Origin of the sequence: Winogradskyella sp. (genome assembly GCF_965228925.1) — a bacterium.
Lineage (GTDB): Bacteria > Bacteroidota > Bacteroidia > Flavobacteriales > Flavobacteriaceae > Winogradskyella.
Genome location: NZ_OZ245845.1, coordinates 3258232 through 3272283, shown reverse-complemented (window position 1 = coordinate 3272283; position 14052 = coordinate 3258232). Strand labels below are relative to the sequence as shown.

Genomic DNA, 14052 nt, shown 5'->3' with positions numbered 1-14052 from the left:
CTTAACCGATGAAGTTATCTAAATTTTTAAGTATTGCATTCTTTATATTAGGTGTTTCTACTGCTTTTGCACAGCAGCTACCCCAATTTACGCAATACATGTTTAACACCATCTCTATTAATCCGGCTTATGCTGGTAGTAGGGAAACTTTCAGCGCCGTGGGCTTGCACAGAAGTCAATGGGTTGGATTAGAAGGTGGTCCAGAAACTCAAACCTTGTCTGTTCATTCTCCCTTGAGAAATGACAAAATAGGTTTAGGCTTGTCATTTATCAATGACAAATTAGGTTATGAAAACTTCTCATATATCTATGGTGATTTTTCGTACACGATCCGAACAGGTGCAAATTCTGAGCTAGCTTTTGGACTTAAGGCAGGATTTACACATTATAATTTAGATGAAGAATTGCTTACAGACCCTTCTGTTGTTAATGACCCGTTCTTTAATGATGTTTCTAATCGTTGGAGTCCTAATATTGGGGCTGGATTTTACTGGCACTCTCCACGTTGGTATATTGGTCTGTCCGCACCGAGGATTTTAAATACTGATTATAATAATGGGCGTCAAGGCCAATTAGATTATGTGGCCCTAGAGCGTGTTAGCTATTATATCACTGGCGGTTATGTTTTTGACTTAAGTGAAACCACTAAACTAAAACCTTCTGTTTTGTTAAAAGCGACAAACGGGGCACCTTTATCATTTGATGTTTCCGCTAACTTCTTGTTCAATGAGACCTTCTGGGTCGGTGCTGGTTATAGAATCAACCAATCTGCAGCCGCCATTGGTGGTATCGCTGATTTTCAAGTATCAAAACAGTTGAGAATTGGTTATGCCTACGAATATCCGATTTCAGATTTAAGACCTTATACAAGTGGTACACACGAAGTATTGCTTATGTTTGAGGTATTTAAAAGCAGACGTATAAAATCCCCAAGATACTTCTAAAAAGAAACGATTATGAAAACAAGACTATTAGCTCTCATATTTATAATATGCTGTTCTCTATCGTATGGACAAACAAAATTAGCAGATAAATTCTTTAAGAATTACGGCTATATAAAGGCTATTGAACTTTATGAAAAAGCAGTGGAAAAAGGTGATAAGAGTGCTCACGTGCTGACACGTTTGGGTGATGCTTATTATAATAATTCCAATTCTGAAAAAGCGGCGTACTGGTATGGAGAAGCTTTAAAGGAGCACAAAAACATTGAAGCTGAATATGTCTATAAATATATTCAATCGCTTAGGAGTATTGGCAAATATGAAGAAGCTGATCAATGGTTTAAAGAGCTTAGTGCTGCACAACAGGGTGATAGTCGATTAAAAGGTTATAATCCTGATGAAGTAGATTTATATGATAAACTGACTTCCAAAAATGAAGTTGTTGTGAAGGTAGACAACCTCCCGTTTAATTCAGAAAAATCAGATTTTGGCCCGTATATTTTCGATAACAAGCTTTATTTTTCTTCAGCTAGAAATGATGATGGAAAGGTCTACAGTTGGAACAAAGAGCCTTTTCTGGATTTATTCCAGGTTGAACTTACGGATGATGATGGTGTTATAACTTATGGAACAGCCTTAGAATTGCCTTCGAATGGTGTTAATACAGAATACCATGAAGCTTCTGTGGCCTTAACGAATGACGGTAAAACCCTTTATTTTACTCGAGATAATGTCAATAAACGCAATCGACTAAAATATGATAAACGAGGGACGACGCACTTAAAGCTTTACAAAGCCTCACTCGTGAATGACCAATGGACCAATATCGTTGAGTTGCCTTTTAATGATGACATCTCCTCTACTGGACATCCAGCGCTTAGCCCTGATAACAAGACCTTGTATTTTGTCTCAGATCGTGAAGGTGGATTAGGACAGTCCGACCTATACGCTGTCGCCATCAATGAGGATGGTTCTTATGGTGAGCCAGAAAATCTTGGTGAAAAAGTAAATACAGAAGGACGTGAGATGTTTCCTTTTGTAGCTAAGGACAGCACGCTTTATTTCTCTTCCGATGGTCATCTAAATTTAGGACTGTTAGATATCTTTAAATCCGATATCATAAAAGGGATTCGTACAGAGCCCGAAAACATAGGTGCTCCCTATAATAGTGGCTATGATGATTTTGCATTTTTTGTAAACTCCGATACCCAGAGAGGTTATTTCTCTTCGAACCGACCCAATGGTAAAGGCAGTGATGATATTTATAGCTTTAACTCACAACAGTGTAAACAAGACATTGCAGGTACTGCTAGAGATAGTCGAAGCAATATTGTACTTACAGGTGTTACTATACGATTGATAGATGAAACCGGTAAAATCGTTGATGAAGCATTTACAAAAGATGGTGAATACACGTTTACTGTTGATTGTGATAAGACCTATACCGTAGTGGGTAGCAAACCTGATTACAAAGACGATCAGCAAACTGTTAACACCACAACAGATAACGAAAAAGTAAATACTGTAGATCTTAATCTAGAACCTTTAATTGTCGATGATCAAATCGTTATTAACCCTATTTTCTTTGATTTTGATAAATGGAACATTAGAACTGACGCTCAGTATGAGCTTGAGAATATCGTCGATGTAATGCGAAAGCATCCTACTATGGTGATTAAAATTGAATCGCATACAGACAGTCGTGGTGGTGATCGCTATAATATGAGACTATCTGATAGGCGTGCCAAGTCTACACGAGACTATATCATCTCTAGAGGTATCGAGGCCAACAGAATTGAAAGTGCCATCGGATATGGCGAATCACAATTGCTCAATAAATGTGCTAATCGCGTAAAATGTACAGAAGAAGAACATCAGCTTAATAGACGTTCTTACTTCTATATTGTAAAGGACTAATTTTACCCTCAAAATTACTTAAGTAAAAGCAAACTCTTTATGGGTTTGCTTTTTTGGTTTTATATTTAGAATGTAAATTTTAGAACAGATGAAGATTATTTTTTGCGATAGTGTTATGGATAATAAGCTTGTAGAACCAGATTATCAATCAGAATTTGATGCTGCCAAAGAAAATGGGTTTGAGACTGAAATTTTTAGTTATGAGGCATTAGAAGAAGGAAGTTTATCAAATGCATTAAAATACATTAAAAGTTCAGAAGATAAAGCTATGGCCATATACAGAGGCTGGATGATGCCACCAAATATGTATAAACAATTCTATGATGGTCTTTTAAGGAAGAATATTCAATTGATTAATAGCCCTGAGGCCTATAGGCATTGTCATCATTTACCAGAATCATATGAAAAGATTAAAGACAAAACGCCAAAATCCATTTGGACGACAGATATATCCATCGCTAATATTATTAATCTATCATCTAAATTTGGTGATAAGCCAATTATAATAAAGGATTATGTGAAATCTGAGAAACACAAATGGAATGAGGCTTGCTTTATTCCGAAGGCTTCGGACAAAGACTGTGTAGAAAGAATAGCGACTAAATTTCTAGAACTAAGAGGAAAACATTTAAATGAAGGTATTGTTTTGAGAGCGTTTGTTGATTTAAAGTTTCTTACCAATCATTCTAAGAGTAATATGCCCTTAACGACTGAATTTAGAGCGGTTGTCTTTAATAAAAATATCATTGGAATTTTTAACTATTGGGATGAAGGAGTATATGCATCAGAAAATCTGGATATAAATATCTTTCGAGACAATATTAATGCCATCAATAGTAATTTTTTCACTATTGACATTGCGAAAAAGAAAGACGATGATTGGATTATAATGGAATTAGGTGATGGGCAGGTTGCTGGACTTCCAGATAACGTTAATCGAATTAGTTTTTATAGTAAGCTTCGTCAAATTATTAACAAAAATAAGTAGAAACAAAAAAGCCATAACTTTCGTTATGGCTCACCTGCTATTAATCAACTTTTTATGCGGTCTAACGCTTAATGAAGATATTGGTAAAATACCACTTCCCTTCACTATTCTGTTCGGCGGAGATATCGAAATCGGTAAAATCGCCTTCTATATTATCTTTATGACTTGGACTGTTTAACCAAGCGTTAACTACGGCTGCAGCGGAGTTAAAACCATACGCTACATTTTCTGAAACAATGCTAGCATTGGCGTTAATCTGTAAACTCTCCTTGCGCTGAAAGAAGTTATCGTGAGAGATGTTATCGACTTCTATCATATAGTCTGTATGCGTAAAGGCTACAGCCTTTACAGTATTATGGTCATTTAGTACAGATAAGCCTTCTGTAATTCTATGGGCATTGATAAGCTCCATGATTTCTATCTCGATTTGTTTCGCTTGGGGTGCCACAGGTACTTCGATGGCATCAATTTGGTCCTCAATATTTTCTGTTGAGCAAGATGTAAAGCCTAAGAGGGCAACAATAGCCACAAAAGGCAATAGTTTAGCAGCTTTCATAAGTAGGTTATTTTAGATTTGGGATTACTAATTTACAAGCCTACTTAGGTATAATCGTTAAAGAAATGTTAATTTCGATTAAAAACGTGTATTTCATCGATTTTTATTGTAAAACATCGATGAAATACACGTTCAAACCAAAAAAATACGCTCTTAAGCGGTAAAATACGGCGTTTAATCGGATATTTAAAAACCCTATTTATGGTGAAAGTCGCTCAATCTTCCAATTGTAGTCGGCTTGCAGTCTATAGCGAATACGGTCGTGTAATCGGTTGGGCCGGCCTTGCCAAAATTCGAGCTCAATGGGTTTTACAATATAGCCTCCCCAGTATTTTGGGCGCTCTATTTCTTTGCCCTCATACTGCAGTTCTAAAGCCTTTAATCTTTCTTCTAGAGCATTTCTATCCTTAATGATCTCACTCTGGTTTGAGACAATGGCTCCTAACTGACTTCCTCGGGGTCGTGATTCAAAATAACCATCGCTTAAATTCTCTGCGATTTTTTCGGCCTTGCCTTTTATAATAATCTGTCGTTCGGCAGACTGCCAAAAAAACGATAGACAAACATTAGGATTATGTGCTATAGCATTTCCTTTTTCGCTAAGATAATTGGTATAAAAAATAAAACCTTCATAAGTATATTTTTTTAGTAATACCACTCTGCTTTTAGGATAGCCATCTAATCCTAAGGTAGAAATAGTCATAGCATTGGTCTCCTCTACATTAAAGTGGGTATCCACTTCCATAAACCAGTCGCGGAATAATTCGAGAGGATTTTCTGGTACATTATCCAATAACAACTCTCCTTTCTGATATGATTTTCTGTAATCACTTAGATCTTTCTCCATAGTTCTACGAAATTAATCCATAATTTTGTTTCTGTCAAAAAAAGTGTAGTTTTGGAAAGTCTTACCCGTACAAAAAAATTTAACCCTTAATTTAATATGTACTTTGAAGATTCACCCTTTTCAAAACTATTAACTTATGATAAAGTTATTTTAGATTTTGGATCCTATTATTTATTTGAAGATTATTTTATTTTGGAAGTCAATGAAGGCGAACATCTTAACTGGGATAAACTATATGCACTTTTAGACTCCCTTAGAGCGTACTATGGTAATCATAAAGCTTTGGCTTATATCGCCAATCGTGTTAATTCCTATTCCATTGATCCGGTGCTATGGTCTTACTTTGATAAAGATGATAGTATTTTAATAGCAGCATCTATCGTAAGTTATAGAGATTCTACTTACATTAATGCCAATATTGAGAAACAAATGGCTTCTATTCCCATGAAACGTGCTACGAGTCTAGAAGAAGCGATTAGTTGGGTACAGCGGCTTAAAGAGTTTAACTAAAACTCGAAACTTTTCCCATCTTGAGCCAAAAGTACATTATCAAACTCTTCTTTCGCTTCGGACTCAAACACGTCATAACCATTATAGCGCGTTGAGAAATGTCCAAGAAGCAAAGTCTCTACATTGGCCTTTCTGGCAATTTTACCGGCTTGTCGAGCTGTACTATGCTTCGTACGTTCACATAACGCTTCATTTTTATCCAAAAATGTAGACTCGTGATAAAGTACAGTGGCGTCTTTAATTATTGGAATGATGGCTTCATAATAAACCGTATCACTGCAGTAGGCATAGCTTTTCGATGGTAGGGGATCTTTGGTTACGGATGTATTCTTAACCAAAATACCGTCTTCGTTTTCTACGTCCGCTCCTTGTTTTAGCTTTCTATAATAGGCTACATTGATATTGGCGTTTAAAACGGCACTGATATTTAACTTACGCTCGTTTTCCTTTTCCTTGAATAGGAAACCATTGGTGTACACCCGATGCTTTAATGGAATGGTATGCACTTCCACTTTATCATCCTCATATATTTTCTCTGACTCTTTTGATGTCAGCTCATGAAAGATCAAAGGATAGCTGGTCCAAGATTCTGATAATTTAAGCTGAAGCGTAATGACCTCTTTTATCCCCTTTGGTCCATAAATATGAAGTTCGGTTTCGCGAGTCAATAACTGAAATGTACTAACCAAGCCTATCAACCCAAAATAATGATCACCGTGAAGATGTGAAATAAAAATGTGTTTAATTCTGGAAAACTTAATTTTGTTACGACGTAACTCGACTTGTGTACCTTCTCCACAATCAATTAAGAACATATGATTCTTAATTTCTAAGACTTGTGATGTTGGATTGGTATTGGTACGAGGAGTAGCGCTATGGCAGCCTAGGATGGTTAACTTCATACATTAAAATCCTAAATCACGTTCTATATCCTCCATTTCAATAATATCATAGGCTTCTTGTATCGTTGGAACAACCACAATTTCATCTGGCATTTCATCCAAGTTCACTTTATCTGAAACAACGACAAAGGATTTTTTTGCACTGCGATGGGTATTACTTAAGCGTAAAAATTCTATGATATCTTCTAATAGAATTTTTTCGAGACTCGATAATCTTACAATAAGATGGTAGTTTTTGTATTTATCGTAAGACTGCTCAATAGTAGTTATCAAAGCACTTACTGATGCGTTCTCTTGCGCTATTATGGTAATATGTCCATCTCTATCTACAATCATAGCTTATTGTTTTATTTTGGAAGCCAGCAAATAAATCACAGCCATTCTAACAGCTACACCATTTTCCACCTGATCTAAAATGATGGCTTGTTTAGAATCTGCAACATCACTTGTTATTTCCACTCCCCGATTTATAGGTCCAGGATGCATAATAACAATATCCTTGCCTATACTATCCAATAGGTCCTTGTTGATCCCAAATTGTTGGGTATACTCTCTGGTTGTTGGGAAATAACTGATATCCATACGCTCATTCTGTACTCTGAGCATATTAGCGACATCGCACCATTCTAAAGCTTTTTTCAGATTGGTTTCAACGTTTACACCAAGTTCTTTTATGTATTTCGGCAATAGTGTTTTTGGACCACAGACCATGACGTTGGCACCTTGTAATTGCAATGCATAAATATTAGAAAGTGCTACTCTACTATGCAAAATATCGCCGACAATAACCACATTTTTACCCTTTACCCCACCCAATTTTTCTCTAATGGAATAGGAGTCCAATAAGGCTTGTGTAGGATGCTCATGTGCTCCATCCCCGGCGTTGATAATACTCGCATTAACGTGCTTTGATAAGAAAACACCAGCACCTGGATTGGGATGGCGCATTACCACCATATCTACTTTCATTGATAAGATATTATTCACCGTGTCAATCAAAGTTTCACCTTTCTTTACAGAAGATTGTGATGCCGAAAAATTTATAACGTCTGCGGAAAGTCGTTTTTCGGCCAATTCGAAAGATAACTTTGTTCGGGTAGAATTTTCAAAAAATAAGTTGGCAATAGTAATATCTCTGAGCGAAGGCACTTTCTTAATAGGTCGATTAATGACCTCTTTAAACTGATCGGCCGTTTCAAAGATCAGTTCTATATCTCCTTTAGTTAGATACTTAATTCCCAATAAGTGATTAACACTTAGTTCACTCATAGTTATATTTTCTAATTATCAATTAGGTAAACGGCATCTTCGCCTCCATGTTCAACCCAATTTACTTTTACCTTCTGGTTATCAATAGCATCTACCTGCTGTCCTTTGTAATTTGGCTGAATGGGTAAATGTCTACTAAACCGTCTATCTATCAGTGTCAATAATTCAATATTATTTGGTCTGCCAAAGGACTGAATGGCCGTAAGGGCAGATCTTATACTTCGTCCGGTGTATAACACATCATCTATAAACACCACATTTTTGCCCTCTACTATAAAGTCTATTTCGGTAGTATTAGCTTCAAGTGGTTTATCGCCTCGTCTAAAGTCGTCCCTAAAAAACGTGATATCAAGATGCCCTAATTGAATGTTTTTAATCCTATAATCTTTAGTTAACATTTGTGCTAAACGATCAGCCAAAAACTTTCCTCTTGGTTGAATACCAATCAATACAGTTTTAGAAAAATCGTCATGGTTTTCAATAAGTTGGCAAGCCAATCGATGCAGTGTTATGTTGACTTCCTTAGAGTTAAGTAATACTTTTTGACTCATGTAGGTGACCAAAGATTATTCGGGTGTAAAGGTAAGGCAAAATTTTAGATATTCTCATTTATATAAAATAATATTAGAACATTGACAATTCTTATAAATAAACTAAGAATATGACTGATATCACTAGAACTGAGGTCAACAAATGACTATATTTGGCGAGTAAAAAACTAAAAAAATGAGTACAGAGAGCACATATAGTCGTTGGTTCCACCCCTATAAGGTCAACAAAAAGTATGACAAAAAGGTCGCCTACTTTAGTATGGAATTTGGAATCCATCAAGCCTTAAAGATCTATTCAGGCGGTCTTGGTTTTTTAGCGGGCTCACATATGCGCTCTGCGTATGAAATGAAACAAAATCTTATCGGTGTTGGGATGCTTTGGAAATATGGATACTACGACCAGGCGCGCAATATGGATAAAACCTTACGTACCGATTTTGTAGAAAAGACTTATACATTTTTAGAAGATACTGGTATTGAAGTGACCATAAAATTACACGATAATCCGAATGTAAAGGTTAAGGCCTATGTTTTAAAACCAGAGATTTTTGGTTGTGTTCCTATATATCTCTTAAGTACAGATGTTGAGGGCAATGATTTTTTATCGCGCACTATAACTGACCATTTATATGATGCCAACGAGACTACTCGTATTTCCCAAAGTATTGTTTTAGGTATTGGAGGGGCTAAAGTTGTAGAAGCGCTTGGAGGCGCTGATCGATATCATCTCAATGAGGGTCATGCGTTGCCTGCATTTTATTACCTAAGAGATAAAGGTGTTAAAAAGAATCAGATGGTTTTTACGACACATACACCAGAAAAGGCAGGTAATGAAGAACGGGATGCTAACTTTCTGAATACCTGTGGCTTTTTTGGACGTTATCTCTCGGATGCTGAGCTTCAAAATGAAGCCGTTAATGGCGGAAAAATTAACTACACGGTTGCTGCTTTGCGCATGGCGAAAAAGGCCAATGCCGTATCGAAATTACATGCCAAAGTCTCTAAGGAAATGTGGAAGGATTATGACAAGACCTGTAAAATTATCCCTATAACTAACGCACAAAATCAAAATTTCTGGCAAGATCAAAAGCTGAAAAAAGCTTGGCAAAATAAAAATAATACCAGTTTTAAGAAACGAAAGTTAGAACTCAAGGCAGAACTATTTGATGAAGTACTGAATCAAACAGAAAAATTGTTCGACCCTAATGTGCTTACACTTGTTTGGGCCCGTCGTTTTGCCGGTTATAAACGGGCAGATTTATTGCTATATGACGAGCTACGGTTTAGACGACTTCTGTCCAATAAAGATTACCCAATACAAGTGATTTGGGCTGGCAAACCTTATCCAAAAGATTTTTACGGAATAGACGTGTTTAACAAGCTGGTTCATTACACTAAGCACGAACCAAATCTTGCGGTTTTAACAGGTTATGAAATGGAGCTTTCGCGAAAGTTAAAAGAAGGGTCCGACGTATGGTTGAATACGCCTCGCATTACCAGAGAGGCTTCTGGTACAAGTGGAATGACCGCCGCCATGAATGGTTCGGTGAATGTCTCCATAAATGATGGATGGATTCCTGAGTTTGAAAAAAATAGTAAAAACAGTTTCATCTTACCTGAGCAAGATTACAAAGCACCGGTGAGCGAGCAAGATCGGTTGGATGCAGAAAACCTCTATGATATCCTAGAAAATAAGGTCATACCGACATATTACAATAAACCTGAACATTGGCAAAACATTGTATTTAAGGGCATTGATGATGTTCTACCAGAGTTTTCGAGCCATCGTATGGCAGACCAGTATTACAAGGAACTATTCAATTAGTTAAGCGCATAAAAAAGCCTCTCGATTTCCGAGAGGCTTTTTTTATTTCAAAATATTCAGGAAATTATTTCTTTCCGTCCATTTTATCTTTAAGAGCTTGTAAGGCATCGTTAGCATCACCCAAAGTTGGTTTTGCTTCTGCTGCTTGCGCTTCTGCTTTTTTAACAGCTTGCTTTACAATCTTCGCTTCTTCCGCTTTAAATACAGCAGTATGAGAGGCTACCACACGCTTAAATTCCTTATTGAACTCAATGATTTTGAATTCTACTTCTTCACCTTTTTTAAGCTTAGAACCATCTTCTTTTTCCATATGACGTGAAGGAATAAACGCAACGATGTCGTCATTAAATGCTACAGTAGCTCCTTTGTCAACAACCTCAGTCACGGCAGCTGTATGAGAAGTACCAAGAGCAAATTCTTTTTCGTATTTGTCCCAAGGATTCTCAGTGGTCTGCTTGTGACCTAATGATAATTTACGTCCTTCCACATCTAACTCTAATACAATGACATCTAGCTTATCACCAACATTACAGAACTCAGATGGGTGTTTAATTTTCTTAGTCCAAGATAAATCAGAGATGTAGATTAATCCGTCAATACCTTCTTCTAACTCAACAAACACACCAAAATTGGTGAAGTTACGCACAATACCTGTGTGTTTAGAACCAACAGGGTATTTAGCAGTAATATCTGTCCATGGATCTGGTGTTAATTGCTTAATACCAAGAGACATTTTGCGATCTTCGCGATCTAAGGTTAAGATTTGTGCTTCGATTTCATCACCTACTGACACGAAATCTTGAGCTGAACGCAAATGCGTTGACCAAGACATTTCAGAAACGTGTACTAAACCTTCAACACCATCAGCAACTTCAACAAAAGCACCGTAATCTGCAATGACTACAACTTTACCTTTTACTTTATCACCAACTTTTACCTCTTCACCTAAAGCTTCCCATGGGTGCTTAGACAATTGCTTAAGACCTAGTTGGATTCTAGATTTATTCTCATCAAAGTCTAGGATAACAACATTTAATTTCTGATCTAATTCAACAATCTCATTTGGATGGTTGATACGAGACCATGATAAATCCGTAATATGAACTAAACCATCAACACCACCTAAATCAATGAACACACCATAAGACGTAATGTTTTTAACCACACCTTCTAGTACTTGTCCTTTTTCTAACTGACCAATGATTTCTTTCTTTTGTTCCTCGATATCGGCTTCGATAAGCGCTTTGTGAGAGACAACAATGTTCTTAAATTCGTGGTTGATCTTAACCACTTTGAATTCCATAGTTTTATTAACGTACTGATCGTAATCTCTAATAGGTTTCACATCGATTTGAGAACCTGGCAAGAAGGCTTCTATACCAAATACATCGACAATCATTCCACCTTTAGTTCTACATTTCACAAAACCGTTTACGATTTCACCAGTGTTGTGCGCGTTATTTACACGATCCCAAGCTTTAATTACACGAGCTTTTCTGTGAGATAACACCAATTGACCCGTGGCATCTTCACGCACATCAATTAATACTTCTACTTTATCACCAACTTTTAAATTTGGGTTGTAACGAAACTCATTGAGTGAGATAACACCTTCAGATTTTGCGTTAATGTCGATGATAGCATCTCTATCTGTGATATGAATCACTTCACCTTCTACAACTTCGTCATCTAAAGTGTCTACAAAGTTTTCGGATACCAATTTTTCAAATTCTGCCAATTTTTTGTCCGCTACTTGCTCAATACCTTCTTCGTAATTGTGCCAATCGAACTCTTTTAAGAATTTTTCCGGGTTAGTTTGTGCTTCAGAGACTACTGGAGCTTCAACGGTAGTAGCTTTAGTTGTTTCAACTTCTGCTTTTTCTGTTTTATTTTCAGCCATTGCTGATTAAAATTTGTATTCTGTAGCTCTTGAAAGTCATGCGGACAAGCTACAGAAGCTCATTAATTATTTAATTTTTCAATCCTTTTCTACTTTCTAAAGTCCGCCAAAAAGGAGCGCAAAATTAATCATTTTCAATTAATTAACAAATAGTTGATGCTTTTTATCCTGTAAGATGACTAGCTCACATAAGAATTACGATTCACGCTATTGGACAACTTATTCCAAATGTCAGAAGAAATTATACAGAAATGTACATAATTAATGTGACCTTGCAATACTGATTGTGTCATAAACATAGATATCAAAATGATGCCAAAAACGAAACAAATTGGTATATAAATTTGGTATCTTTACAATACTATTAATCTTAAAATAAAAACTATTATGGTTAAAGCTAAATACCAAGCTGTGCTAGACTTAGGTGAAAAATTAAACATTCAAAACGGGGATGTAAGTGAAGACAATGGCGTACTTAAAGTAAAAGGTACTGCTGCTACACAATACGAAAAGAACTTACTTTGGGATGCTATAAAGGCTGCTGGTGGTGAAAACCCAACAGATATTATGGCGGATATTAAAGTAGCTGACGAATCAGTTTACGCAAGACATACTGTGGTTTCTGGTGAAACTTTGGGTAAAATTGCCAAGCACTACTATGGTGATGCCATGAAATACAAAGATATCTTTGCAGCAAACAGTGATATCCTTAAAAATCCGGATCTAATCCATCCAGACCAAGAATTAATTATTCCGAATCTTTAATTCATAGTGAAACATATATAAAAGCGACTTGTCCTATTACTTTAAGCAATTGGATGTCGCTTTTTTATAGCCTTAAATCAATTTTACTTTCTAGCGAATGAAATCTATCAAAATCTACTTCTATACATTAATAGTTTTAATTGGTGTTTTTTCTTGCAACACTTCAGACGATCAACCAGACAATACTATCATTGATGATTATAATCTTTTAGTTGTTGATGACTTGGGTAAAGTTTATGAAATTGGAAATAATACCGGAGAAATAGCTCAAACAGGTACTATATCAAAACAAATTGATGGAACTTTCTTGAACTTAAGCACCATCGTATCATCCGAAGATAAAATATATGCTACAGAGTATTTTTTTAATCCTGGACCAACTAATAATCTTTTAGTTTTTGATAAGGAAAGTGGTACGACCGAAATTGTTCCATTAGAAATACCTAATGACCTCATTGGAAATGAAAATGTAATTGCAGCCTTGGCAACTTACGGATCTAACTTACTTGCAGTTTTAACAGGAGATTATATGTTAAGCAATAATAACAAGTACATTGTTTCTATTGATTTAGAATCTTACGAAATGACTAATCTTGGTGTAATTTTCAATGAAGACGGCATAACATCCATACAGGTTGTAAATGAAAGCGTCTTTATCACAACGGGTAATGAAGGGTTTTTAGAGGTAGACTTTACAACTAATTCGGTAAATAATTTAGAGTTCAGTAACACTCTGATTAATGGAGGCAAATTAGCGGTTATAGATAATAATAGACTGGCTTTAATGCAATTTGACAATAATAACAACATCTTCAATGATTTTAAACCCATTGAATTGAACTTGGTAAATCAAACTTTTATTGATAGGTCAGATAATGATTCTTGGGGATATGCAAATCCTTCGGGAACATCAATTTATAAAAATAACGAGTACATCAATCTATTCTCATCTGCCGAATTAGAAATATATTACGGGATTCTTAAATGTAATTTTGAAACTGATGTCATCGAGATGGTGACTATTAATGCTACAGATTTCAATAGAAATATGATAATTGTAGGTACAGTGGATTAACTTAAA

General features: G+C 36.0%; 14 protein-coding genes. 7 read left to right on the top strand and 7 right to left on the bottom strand.

Annotation, left to right across the window (positions count from 1 at the left end; all coding sequences use genetic code 11):
• Nucleotides 1–8: 8 nt before the first annotated feature.
• The 3 genes from ACO052_RS13510 (at nucleotide 9) to ACO052_RS13500 (ending at nucleotide 3846) form a co-directional block, all read left to right on the top strand.
• Nucleotides 9–944 carry a type IX secretion system membrane protein PorP/SprF gene (locus ACO052_RS13510; protein ID WP_422104306.1) on the top strand — a complete coding sequence of 312 codons (936 nt, stop codon included), beginning with the start codon at nucleotides 9–11 and terminating at the stop codon, nucleotides 942–944.
• Between the two features lie 12 nt (nucleotides 945–956).
• On the top strand, nucleotides 957–2858 hold the full coding sequence (locus tag ACO052_RS13505) for an OmpA family protein (protein WP_422104305.1): 1902 nt from the start codon (nucleotides 957–959) through the stop codon (nucleotides 2856–2858).
• 88 nt (nucleotides 2859–2946) lie between these two features.
• Nucleotides 2947–3846, top strand: coding sequence for an ATP-grasp domain-containing protein (locus ACO052_RS13500; RefSeq protein ID WP_422104304.1), 900 nt, complete (start codon nucleotides 2947–2949; stop codon nucleotides 3844–3846).
• A 61-nt stretch (nucleotides 3847–3907) separates the two neighbouring features.
• Here the strand turns inward: ACO052_RS13500 and ACO052_RS13495 are convergent, their stop codons facing one another.
• Both ACO052_RS13495 and pdxH read right to left on the bottom strand, forming a co-directional pair.
• Nucleotides 3908–4402, bottom strand: a complete 495-nt coding sequence (locus ACO052_RS13495) for a CAP domain-containing protein (protein WP_422104303.1) — start codon at nucleotides 4400–4402, stop codon at nucleotides 3908–3910.
• Between the two features lie 199 nt (nucleotides 4403–4601).
• Nucleotides 4602–5249, bottom strand: a complete 648-nt coding sequence (gene pdxH, locus ACO052_RS13490) for a pyridoxamine 5'-phosphate oxidase (protein WP_422104302.1) — start codon at nucleotides 5247–5249, stop codon at nucleotides 4602–4604.
• 96 nt (nucleotides 5250–5345) lie between these two features.
• Here pdxH and ACO052_RS13485 point away from each other — a divergent pair, with 96 nt between their 5' ends.
• A complete protein-coding gene (locus tag ACO052_RS13485) occupies nucleotides 5346–5759 on the top strand; it encodes a hypothetical protein (protein WP_422104301.1) in 414 nt (137 codons plus the stop codon).
• Here the strand turns inward: ACO052_RS13485 and ACO052_RS13480 are convergent.
• Genes ACO052_RS13480 through pyrR form a run of 4 tightly spaced genes read right to left on the bottom strand, consistent with a single transcriptional unit; the run spans nucleotide 5756 to nucleotide 8481 of the window.
• Nucleotides 5756–6661, bottom strand: coding sequence for a ribonuclease Z (locus ACO052_RS13480; protein WP_422104300.1), 906 nt, complete (start codon nucleotides 6659–6661; stop codon nucleotides 5756–5758). The genes ACO052_RS13485 and ACO052_RS13480 overlap by 4 nt on opposite strands.
• A gap of 3 nt (nucleotides 6662–6664) precedes the next feature.
• The gene (locus ACO052_RS13475) at nucleotides 6665–6997 is read right to left on the bottom strand and encodes a ribonuclease Z (protein ID WP_422104299.1); all 333 of its coding nucleotides are present in this window, start codon (nucleotides 6995–6997) and stop codon (nucleotides 6665–6667) included.
• Nucleotides 6998–7000: 3 nt separating this feature from the next.
• The gene (locus ACO052_RS13470; RefSeq protein WP_422104298.1) at nucleotides 7001–7930 is read right to left on the bottom strand and encodes an aspartate carbamoyltransferase catalytic subunit; all 930 of its coding nucleotides are present in this window, start codon (nucleotides 7928–7930) and stop codon (nucleotides 7001–7003) included.
• Nucleotides 7931–7941: 11 nt separating this feature from the next.
• A complete protein-coding gene (gene pyrR, locus ACO052_RS13465; protein ID WP_422104297.1) occupies nucleotides 7942–8481 on the bottom strand; it encodes a bifunctional pyr operon transcriptional regulator/uracil phosphoribosyltransferase PyrR in 540 nt (179 codons plus the stop codon).
• Between the two features lie 175 nt (nucleotides 8482–8656).
• Here pyrR and glgP point away from each other — a divergent pair, with 175 nt between their 5' ends.
• The gene (gene glgP / locus ACO052_RS13460) at nucleotides 8657–10306 is read left to right on the top strand and encodes an alpha-glucan family phosphorylase (RefSeq protein WP_422104296.1); all 1650 of its coding nucleotides are present in this window, start codon (nucleotides 8657–8659) and stop codon (nucleotides 10304–10306) included.
• A 64-nt stretch (nucleotides 10307–10370) separates the two neighbouring features.
• On the opposite strand, the gene rpsA is transcribed toward glgP, so the two are convergent.
• The gene (gene rpsA, locus ACO052_RS13455) at nucleotides 10371–12206 is read right to left on the bottom strand and encodes a 30S ribosomal protein S1 (protein ID WP_422104295.1); all 1836 of its coding nucleotides are present in this window, start codon (nucleotides 12204–12206) and stop codon (nucleotides 10371–10373) included.
• A gap of 387 nt (nucleotides 12207–12593) precedes the next feature.
• Between rpsA and ACO052_RS13450 the strand changes: the two genes are divergently transcribed.
• On the top strand, nucleotides 12594–12971 hold the full coding sequence (locus tag ACO052_RS13450) for a LysM peptidoglycan-binding domain-containing protein (protein ID WP_422104294.1): 378 nt from the start codon (nucleotides 12594–12596) through the stop codon (nucleotides 12969–12971).
• Between the two features lie 97 nt (nucleotides 12972–13068).
• Nucleotides 13069–14046, top strand: a complete 978-nt coding sequence (locus ACO052_RS13445) for a hypothetical protein (protein ID WP_422104293.1) — start codon at nucleotides 13069–13071, stop codon at nucleotides 14044–14046.
• Nucleotides 14047–14052 lie beyond the last annotated feature (6 nt).

What these genes read in the sequence shown, in the direction of transcription:
- ACO052_RS13510 (WP_422104306.1), top strand. Translation starts at nt 9, where the DNA reads ATGAAGTTATCTAAATTTTTAAGTATTGCATTCTTTATATTAGGTGTT.
- ACO052_RS13505 (WP_422104305.1), top strand. Translation starts at nt 957, where the DNA reads ATGAAAACAAGACTATTAGCTCTCATATTTATAATATGCTGTTCTCTA.
- ACO052_RS13500 (WP_422104304.1), top strand. Translation starts at nt 2,947, where the DNA reads ATGAAGATTATTTTTTGCGATAGTGTTATGGATAATAAGCTTGTAGAA.
- ACO052_RS13495 (WP_422104303.1), bottom strand. Translation starts at nt 4,402, where the DNA reads ATGAAAGCTGCTAAACTATTGCCTTTTGTGGCTATTGTTGCCCTCTTA.
- pdxH (WP_422104302.1), bottom strand. Translation starts at nt 5,249, where the DNA reads ATGGAGAAAGATCTAAGTGATTACAGAAAATCATATCAGAAAGGAGAG.
- ACO052_RS13485 (WP_422104301.1), top strand. Translation starts at nt 5,346, where the DNA reads ATGTACTTTGAAGATTCACCCTTTTCAAAACTATTAACTTATGATAAA.
- ACO052_RS13480 (WP_422104300.1), bottom strand. Translation starts at nt 6,661, where the DNA reads ATGAAGTTAACCATCCTAGGCTGCCATAGCGCTACTCCTCGTACCAAT.
- ACO052_RS13475 (WP_422104299.1), bottom strand. Translation starts at nt 6,997, where the DNA reads ATGATTGTAGATAGAGATGGACATATTACCATAATAGCGCAAGAGAAC.
- ACO052_RS13470 (WP_422104298.1), bottom strand. Translation starts at nt 7,930, where the DNA reads ATGAGTGAACTAAGTGTTAATCACTTATTGGGAATTAAGTATCTAACT.
- pyrR (WP_422104297.1), bottom strand. Translation starts at nt 8,481, where the DNA reads ATGAGTCAAAAAGTATTACTTAACTCTAAGGAAGTCAACATAACACTG.
- glgP (WP_422104296.1), top strand. Translation starts at nt 8,657, where the DNA reads ATGAGTACAGAGAGCACATATAGTCGTTGGTTCCACCCCTATAAGGTC.
- rpsA (WP_422104295.1), bottom strand. Translation starts at nt 12,206, where the DNA reads ATGGCTGAAAATAAAACAGAAAAAGCAGAAGTTGAAACAACTAAAGCT.
- ACO052_RS13450 (WP_422104294.1), top strand. Translation starts at nt 12,594, where the DNA reads ATGGTTAAAGCTAAATACCAAGCTGTGCTAGACTTAGGTGAAAAATTA.
- ACO052_RS13445 (WP_422104293.1), top strand. Translation starts at nt 13,069, where the DNA reads ATGAAATCTATCAAAATCTACTTCTATACATTAATAGTTTTAATTGGT.